The sequence below is a fragment of the Helicobacter sp. genome (assembly GCF_022511165.1).
In the GTDB taxonomy this organism is placed as follows: domain Bacteria; phylum Campylobacterota; class Campylobacteria; order Campylobacterales; family Helicobacteraceae; genus Helicobacter_C.
Genome location: NZ_JAFLSB010000007.1, coordinates 40597 through 48610, shown reverse-complemented (window position 1 = coordinate 48610; position 8014 = coordinate 40597). Strand labels below are relative to the sequence as shown.

Below are 8014 nucleotides of genomic sequence, written 5' to 3'. Positions count from 1 at the left end.
GAGGATTTTTTGGCTGTCGATAGGGTGCTAAGTGGGCTTAATTATGTGCTTTTAGCTCCGCTTAATCTTTGGACGATGCAGGTGTATTATCCTATGGAGCAAGTGAATCTTCATCAAATGCTGCAAAGAAATCTCTCTAACACAGCAATGCTTGGGGTTTTATGGGGTAATCGCAAACAAGATGGCTCATTTATACACGGCAAATTAGTAGAAATCTCCCACAGACTTGAGCATTCCTACATCACAAGACGATTAAGAAGGATTAAAAACTCCATACTCAAAAGGCTTAAAGGCTAAGATTTATATTATCATACATAGCTCATATAAGCTATGTATGCTTTATAGGGGGCTACCCAAAAAGTAACGCCCTATTAAAGCAATGCCCTAAAGTTGCCTATTTCATTTGAGCGGCGACTTCAGCAGCAAAATCCTCAACCTTTTTCTCAATCCCCTCGCCTAGCTCAAAGCGGACATATTGGACAATCTCAATATTATCATTGAGCTCTTTGCCCTTAGATTCAAGCACTTGAGCAATAGTTTTTTTATCGTCCATTACATAAAACTGCCCTAAAAGCGTCATTCTTTGATCAAGCAATGTGCTATCAGCTACAAATCGCTCCATTTGTCCGGGCAGAATCTTATCCCAAATTTTTTCAGGCTTCCCTTGAGCCTTCAAATCCTCTCGTAATTTTTGCTCTTGGGCTTTAAGCACAGATTCTGTAAGCTCGCTGCGGCTGATGTATTGTGGAATCTTATAGAGTGGTTTGCCAAGTCGCTTCAACTCCTCATTTTCTTTTGTCAGCTCAGCAATGATAGCAACTTTTTCTTTTTGAATAAAATCATTCTCAAGCTCTGTATAGCTTAAAACTTGAGGCTTCATCGCCGCTGCGTGCATACAAATACCTTTGGCAAGCTCCACACAAGCTGCCCTAGAGCTATCCTTGCCATATTTCATTGCAATAAGCACCCCCACGCGCCCATTTGAATGCACATAGCCATTGACGATGCCATTGCCCTTTGATTCTATACTCATAATGCGGCGCACCACGATGTTTTCTCCAATTTTTGCGATATTTTGTTGGAGATATTCCTCAAAATTCGCACCATCGACATTCATCGCGTGAAGCTCCTCTGTGCGAGAGAGTGAATGCTCATAGACAATCTTGCCTGTCTTTGCCACAAGCTCTTTAAAAGTATCATTTTTAGCGACAAAATCTGTTTCAGAATTTATCTCAATCATACTTGCTTTGCTGTGAGTATCTGCTACTTCTACGCTCACAATGCCTTCACTTGCCACCCTATCAGCTTTTTTAGCAGCCTTGCTTAAGCCTTTTTCTCTTAAATATTCTACCGCCTTATCAATATCACCATTTGTCTCCACAAGAGCTTTTTTGCAATCCATCATACCCGCATCCGTCATTTCGCGGAGCTGTTTTACAAGTTGTGCTGAAATATCTGCCATTTACGCCTCCTCTTGCATATCTTTTGCAAGCTCTTGGGTAAGTTCATCTAAAAGTGCTTCTTTTTCTCCTTCTGTGGCAGGAATCTGCTCTTCTTGGCTTTGCTCATCTTTATTTTCAGCTCTGCCCTCCAAAATCGCTTCACTAATTTCTTTGCAGAAAAGCTGAATTGAGCGAATCGCATCATCATTGCCCGGAATTGGATAATCCACCATATCCGGATCGCAATTTGTATCAAGTGGCGCAACCACAGGGATTCCAAGTCTGCGTGCTTCAGCCACGGCAATTTTTTCCTTTGCCGCATCAATGACAAAAAGCATATCAGGCGCTTTTTTCATATGACGCACACCGCCAAGATATTTATTGAGTTTCTCTTTTTTGCGCTGCAACATCAGCTTTTCTTTTTTAGTAAGCAAATCAATTTGCCCACTGCTTTCCATTTCCTCAATAATTTCAAGTTTGCGCACACTCTTTTTAATCGTGCTAAAATTTGTAAGCATACCGCCAAGCCAACGATAATTGACATAGGGCGCATTCACAGATTCTGCATAGGTTTTAAGCGTTTCACTTGCTTGTTTCTTTGTACCTACAAACATAATCACCTTGCCTTCACCCGCAGCTTCTTTGACAATATTATAAGTATAGCGGAAGTATCGCAAAGTCTTTTGTAAGTCAATAATGTGGATATTTTTTCTTACACCAAAAATAAATCGTTGCATTTTTGGATTCCAACGGCGTGTTTGATGCCCAAAATGCACACCGCACTCAAGTAAATCTTTCATTGTTACCATAAATTTCTCCTTGATAAGATGTGGTTTGTCCTCCATACCCCTTAACAAAGCTAAAAATAAGCTTAAAACTTTGCAACCTAACAAAAGGATTGGTATGTGTGAATTTTGCGTAACAAAATACTTTAATCTAAGCCCAAGATTCTAAAGAGCAAACAAGAATCTTGCCCAAAAGTATTTGCAAACAAAGGGCGTCATTTTAGTCTTGTTTCTCTAAAATTTTGCTTATAAATGCAGAATTTTGTATTTTTATGCGCAAAAAAGTAAAAAACATTTACATAATTTATTTTTTGCTTTTCCATATATAAATATAATGAAACTTAAGCCCTAAAAAGCTACAATAAGACTCTTAAAAATTGATTTCAAGTTTTTACATTAAAGAGGCGGAGACGACAATGGCAAAAAAACTGCATACCTTTATGGGGGATACCCCTGCACAAGCCCTCAAGAAGGCGCAAGATACCTTTGGGAGCGATGTTTTGCTCGTAGAAAATAAAGAGATACGTAAAAAATCCCTCGCACAGCCGGGCTTATATGAGATAGTGATTGCGGTTGATGATGATACACAACCCTCACTTGCAGAATCCACACATACACAAGCCCAAGAGGCAAAGCAAGAAGTTGCAGAATCTGCACCAAATAGTGTGCAAAAAAGGCTTGATGAAATTGCAGAGAAGAAAATGGCACAAAAGCGCCAAAAGAAGCAGCCTAAAATTTATGATGAGGTAACACTCCAGCTCTCTGATGCAGTCAAGCAAATCTCACAAATTGCTAATGTCCCAAGCAATATGCCTGAAAATCCTAAGATTCAAGCTTCTGCGCCTCAAACTTATACAAAAGCTTTCAAAGCAAAGTCTACAAAAACCACAAATATTGATGAACGCGCAAATGAGAGAATCCAAGATTTACAGCAAACGCGCTTGGAACAGCAAATTAATGATAAAATTGAGCTTAAAAATATTAAAAGTGAGCTTGATGAGCTCAATGACAAACTTAAAATCATTCAAAATATGCTATGGGAGGAAAAAGGACCAAAAAATGATGGACTAAATATCCCCCAAGAGTTTGCCGAGATTTATAGAATCGCCAAAAATAGTGGTATGAAAAGAGAGCATTTAGATACGATAATGCAGCTCTCTTTAGAGCTTATGCCTTTGAAAATGCGCTCAAATTCTACGACTATTAAACGTTATTTTCGCGAGGTATTGCGCAAGATGATTTATTGCAGAAATGAGAATCCGCAAAATGATACAAAAAAAATAATGATGCTTGTAGGACCCACAGGTGTGGGCAAAACAACAACCCTAGCAAAACTTGCTGCGCGCTATTCTTTAATGCTTAATGCCCGCTATCGTGTGGGAGTGATTACGCTTGATACCTATCGTTTAGCAGCAGTCGATCAGCTTATGGCATATGCGCGTATGATGAAGCTAAGCATTGATACGGTGGTAGAGCCTGAAGAATTTGGCAAAGCAATAGATTCTTTGAAGCATTGTGATTATATCCTTATTGATACTGCGGGACATTCGCAGCACGATAGAAAGAAATTACAAACGCTTAAAAGCTATCTCAATAGCGATTATAAGATCGATATAAGCCTTGTTCTTGCGGTAAATGCTAAGTATGAGGATTTGCGCGATACCTATAATGCCTTTGGTGAACTTGATATTGATACCCTCATTTTTAGCAAACTCGATGAAAGTCGCTATTTTGGGAATATTTTTTCACTCGTGTATGAAACAAAAAAACCTATTTCTTACCTTTCAATCGGGCAAGGAGTGCCTAATGATTTAGTATTGGCAGGAAATGATTATTTGGTAGATTGTTTGCTTGATGGATTTAGACGTCCAGAATCAAAGTAGTTATGTAAAGAGGCATAAATGATACAAAACCAAGCCTATGAGCTTCAATCTCTTGTTCAAAGCCAAGATAAACGCAACTTGAGCGCCACAAAATTTATAGCTATCACTTCAGGCAAGGGAGGCGTGGGAAAATCAAGCATAAGCGCGAATTTGGCATATTGTTTATGGAAAAATAAAAAAAGAGTAGCGGTTTTTGATGCAGATATTGGCTTGGCAAATCTTGATTTGATTTTTGGGGTGCGCTCACAAAAAAATATCCTTCACGCATTGCGCGGGGAAGCGAGCTTTCAGGAGATTATCCACCCCATAGAAGAGGGATTATATCTTGTCCCCGGAGATAGTGGGGAAGAGATTCTCAAATACGCTAAGAGTGGTGTATTTGAGCGTTTTTTGCAAGAAAGTGATATTTTAGATGATATTGATTATATGATTATTGATACAGGTGCGGGGATTGGCGGTGTTACGCAGGATTTTTTAGATGCAAGTGATATTGTCGTGGTAGTTACTATGCCCGATCCATCGGCACTTACTGATGCGTATGCGACCATTAAGCTTAATAGCAAAAAACATAATGAAATATTTATGATTCTCAATATGGTAAAAAATGCCAAAGAATCACAGCTTGTTTTTGAACGTATTGTAGGATTGGCACACAAAAATATCCCTTCATTGCAATTACATTCGCTTGGTTTTATTGAGCAAAGCCAAGTCGTGGCAAAAGCTGTGCGCCAACGAGAGCTTTTTGTCAAAGCAGAGCCTTTGAGCGCAGTAAGCGGACAAATAGAAAGTATTGTTCAAAATCTATTGACTAAGGTGGAACGCAATATGCTTACTTTACCTCAAAAGCAGCATTTTGCTCATTTTTTGAGGCGAGTGTTTGGTTACTTTTAGGGATTAGATAAAGGCAGGGTATGAAACCAGATAATTTTATGAGTTTTAGCATCGTGGCAGGGTTTTTTATAGGACTTGCTTTTTCTATTAGCAAGTTTGATGAACCTGAAATTATGGTACTATGGACAATCATAACAACACTAGGTATGTATCTTATCGTAGTAGTGAGTGTATCGTTGCACTTTTGGTTTCTTGATTTTGAACGTTCTAAGCTTAAAAAGAGCAAGTTAGAAAATAATTTAGAATTTTATCGCCTTGAATTTGATAGACGAGAAAAAGAATCTGTTAAGATTCGCAATTTTATCCGCAGTATAGAGGCTGATGATGAAGAAGAAATGCAGCAGCAAAATGATAATGCAAACTAGGGGGAAAGGTGCGTGAAAAGTATAAGTCAAGGCAATGGATACAATCAAACACTCAAGCATGCTCAAGATGAGCTTGCCTTGCAATATCTCCCAGCGGTTAAAGCAATGGCATTTCGCCTTAAAGAGCGCCTGCCAAGCTCTATTGAAATGGCGGACCTTGTATCTATTGGCACAGAAGAGCTTATCAAACTTGCAAGACGTTATGATAGTAGCCTCAATGATTCATTTTGGGGCTTTGCTAAAACGCGCGTGAATGGAGCAATGCTTGATTATTTGCGCAGCCTTGATGTTCTCTCACGCGCGAATCGTAGGCTTGTAAAAAGCATTGATTATGAAATATCAAAATATTTTAACGACCACCAAGAAGAGCCAAGCGATGAATATCTCGCAAAGGTTTTAAATGAGGATATAGCAAAGATTAAAGAAGCGCGTGTGGCTTCTGATATATATGCACTTGTGCCAATTGATGAGCAATACAATGCCATTTGTGCTGAAAATATCGTAGAAGATGTGCAAAAAGAGGAGCTTATGGAGCTTATTCATAATATCCTTAAAAAGCTTAGCAAGAGGGAGCAAATGGTAATTCAACTTTATTATTTTGAGGAGCTTAGCCTCAAAGAAATTAGTGAGATTCTTGATATTACAGAATCTCGTATTTCGCAGATTGCAAAAGAAGTAATTAAGAAAATTCGACAAGGACTAGGAGATATAAATGGCTGATATATTAAGTCAAGAAGAGATTGATGCTCTTTTAAATGTTGTCGATGATGATGGCGACGTTAGCGATATAGACAAGCAGGATTTAACTCATCAAAAGCAAGTTACGCTCTATGACTTTAAGCGTCCAAATCGTGTAAGTAAAGAACAACTTCGCGCCTTTAAGTCAATCCACGACAAAATGGCACGTTCTCTCTCTTCACAAATTTCAGCGGTAATGAGAAGTATTGTGGAGATTCAGCTCCATAGTGTGGATCAAATGACTTATGGTGAGTTTTTGATGAGTTTGCCAAGCCCAACGAGCTTTAATATTTTTTCGATGAAGCCACTTGAAGGTGCAGCCATTTTGGAGATTAACCCAAGCATTGCCTTTCCTATGATTGATAGACTTTTGGGTGGTAAAGGCGACCCTTATGAAAGTTCGCGTGAGTTTAGCGATATTGAAGTGAATCTCCTCGATACGCTTTTACGACAAATTATGCAGAATCTCAAAGAAGCGTGGTCTTCTATCACAGAAATTTTTCCTACCGTTGATGCAAAAGAATCAAGCCCTAATGTGGTGCAAATCGTGGCGCAAAATGAAATTGTTATTATGGTGGTAATGGAGATTATCATCGGGCATAGTAGCGGTATGATGAGTATTTGCTATCCTGTGATTTCGCTTGAAACCGTGCTTTCACGTTTGGCAAGTCGTGATTTGATGTTAAGTGATACTAGCTCAAAGAAAAGTCGTAACAAAGAACTTCAAGCACTTGTTGCAGGAGCAAGTGTGGTTGTCAATGGGTATTTAGGTGAAGCAACCCTAACACTCAAAGAAGTGCTTGATTTGAAAGTGGGCGATATTGTGCGCCTTGATACTGTCGCTGATGATACAACGATTGTCTCTGTTGATGGACGCGAAAAGTTTATTGCCACATTTGGTTTGCAACGTTATCGTAAAACTCTGCGGATTAAAGAAATTATTAAAACAGAAAAAGACCAAGTCAAAGAAGTACTTGAAATGCTTGAATCACAACGCAAGAATAAAATTGCTGATATTGCAGAGGAGGGAGAATGAAAGCCTTTATAGATTTAATTGTTGCAGAGACTATTGCCACGCTTGAGGGCTTAATGGGCAAAACGCCTAGTGTAACGCACACAAGTGATGCAAATGTAAGTCTTGAAAATCTCCCTGTGCCTTATTCGATTAGCTATATTGCTGTAAGTGGCGAAGGGACCGGTGAGCTTGCTATGGTGATTCCTGTGGCAATGGGGACGGCTTTAGCTGATATGATGCTAGGAGGCGATGGTGAGACAAAAACTGAAATGAGTCCTGATGATTTAGATGCAGTCAAAGAGATATGTGCAAATATCGTTGGTGCAGTTTCAACCTCTTTAAATGCGCAAAAGGAACTTCCAAAGCTTAATTTTACCTGCACAAATATTGAATTTGTTACAGATGAGATAGATTTATCACGTTTTAATAAGGCTTATGTGTTTAATTTCTCACTTGATTCTATTCAGGCAGTTTTTACGATTTTAGCTAATGCAGGCTTTACGGAATTATTTGAAAAAAATGATCAATCACAAAATAATAAAGCAGAATCAGCAGGCTCTCCTACACTCTCGCCCACAGAATTTAAAAATATCAATATGATTCTTGATGTGCGTCTTAATGTCAAAGTGCGCATCGGGCAAAAGCGAATGTTGCTTAAAGATGTGATTGCAATGGATATTGGGAGCGTGATAGAGCTTAATCAGCTCGCCAATGATCCGCTTGAGATTCTTGTCGATGATAAGGTAATTGCTAAGGGCGAAGTGGTGATTGTCGATGGGAACTTCGGCATACAAATCACAGATATAGGCACAAAACGCGATAGATTAGAGCAGCTGCGAGGCTAAACTCCTCTTTACCTCTAAGCCTTAGCTTTTACAAGCTCTAAATCCTAAAA

The 8014-nt window shown here is 39.0% G+C and carries 9 protein-coding genes; 7 read left to right on the top strand and 2 right to left on the bottom strand.

Translation table 11 applies throughout. From position 1 onward, the window contains the following. The coding region (locus tag J1E28_RS01970) for a hypothetical protein (protein ID WP_291026263.1) at positions 1 to 297 on the top strand (297 nt) is incomplete at its 5' end. Between the two features lie 97 nt (positions 298 to 394). On the opposite strand, the gene tsf is transcribed toward J1E28_RS01970, so the two are convergent. Continuing rightward, on the bottom strand, positions 395 to 1462 hold the full coding sequence (tsf, locus tag J1E28_RS01965) for a translation elongation factor Ts (protein WP_291026262.1): 1068 nt from the start codon (positions 1460 to 1462) through the stop codon (positions 395 to 397). After that, positions 1463 to 2251 (bottom strand): 30S ribosomal protein S2, encoded by a 789-nt coding sequence (gene rpsB, locus J1E28_RS01960; RefSeq protein ID WP_291026261.1) that lies wholly within the window; start codon positions 2249 to 2251, stop codon positions 1463 to 1465. Between the two features lie 392 nt (positions 2252 to 2643). Here rpsB and flhF point away from each other — a divergent pair, with 392 nt between their 5' ends. From flhF to fliY, 6 genes are read left to right on the top strand one after another with little or no spacing between them, the layout of a single operon-like run. Further along, entirely contained in the window at positions 2644 to 4110 is a 1467-nt protein-coding gene (flhF, locus tag J1E28_RS01955) for a flagellar biosynthesis protein FlhF (RefSeq protein ID WP_291026260.1), read from the top strand. An 18-nt stretch (positions 4111 to 4128) separates the two neighbouring features. Beyond that, positions 4129 to 5001 (top strand): MinD/ParA family protein, encoded by an 873-nt coding sequence (locus J1E28_RS01950; RefSeq protein ID WP_291026259.1) that lies wholly within the window; start codon positions 4129 to 4131, stop codon positions 4999 to 5001. 20 nt (positions 5002 to 5021) lie between these two features. Continuing rightward, on the top strand, positions 5022 to 5366 hold the full coding sequence (locus tag J1E28_RS01945; RefSeq protein ID WP_291026258.1) for a hypothetical protein: 345 nt from the start codon (positions 5022 to 5024) through the stop codon (positions 5364 to 5366). A 12-nt stretch (positions 5367 to 5378) separates the two neighbouring features. Beyond that, the gene (locus J1E28_RS01940) at positions 5379 to 6086 is read left to right on the top strand and encodes an RNA polymerase sigma factor FliA (RefSeq protein WP_291026257.1); all 708 of its coding nucleotides are present in this window, start codon (positions 5379 to 5381) and stop codon (positions 6084 to 6086) included. Continuing rightward, entirely contained in the window at positions 6079 to 7140 is a 1062-nt protein-coding gene (gene fliM / locus J1E28_RS01935; protein WP_291026256.1) for a flagellar motor switch protein FliM, read from the top strand. Before J1E28_RS01940 ends, fliM begins: the two co-directional genes overlap by 8 nt. Further along, positions 7137 to 7964, top strand: coding sequence for a flagellar motor switch protein FliY (fliY, locus tag J1E28_RS01930; RefSeq protein ID WP_291026255.1), 828 nt, complete (start codon positions 7137 to 7139; stop codon positions 7962 to 7964). The genes fliM and fliY overlap by 4 nt, the downstream gene beginning before the upstream one ends. Positions 7965 to 8014 lie beyond the last annotated feature (50 nt).

What these genes read in the sequence shown, in the direction of transcription:
- tsf (WP_291026262.1), bottom strand. Translation starts at nt 1,462, where the DNA reads ATGGCAGATATTTCAGCACAACTTGTAAAACAGCTCCGCGAAATGACG.
- rpsB (WP_291026261.1), bottom strand. Translation starts at nt 2,251, where the DNA reads ATGGTAACAATGAAAGATTTACTTGAGTGCGGTGTGCATTTTGGGCAT.
- flhF (WP_291026260.1), top strand. Translation starts at nt 2,644, where the DNA reads ATGGCAAAAAAACTGCATACCTTTATGGGGGATACCCCTGCACAAGCC.
- J1E28_RS01950 (WP_291026259.1), top strand. Translation starts at nt 4,129, where the DNA reads ATGATACAAAACCAAGCCTATGAGCTTCAATCTCTTGTTCAAAGCCAA.
- J1E28_RS01945 (WP_291026258.1), top strand. Translation starts at nt 5,022, where the DNA reads ATGAAACCAGATAATTTTATGAGTTTTAGCATCGTGGCAGGGTTTTTT.
- fliM (WP_291026256.1), top strand. Translation starts at nt 6,079, where the DNA reads ATGGCTGATATATTAAGTCAAGAAGAGATTGATGCTCTTTTAAATGTT.
- fliY (WP_291026255.1), top strand. Translation starts at nt 7,137, where the DNA reads ATGAAAGCCTTTATAGATTTAATTGTTGCAGAGACTATTGCCACGCTT.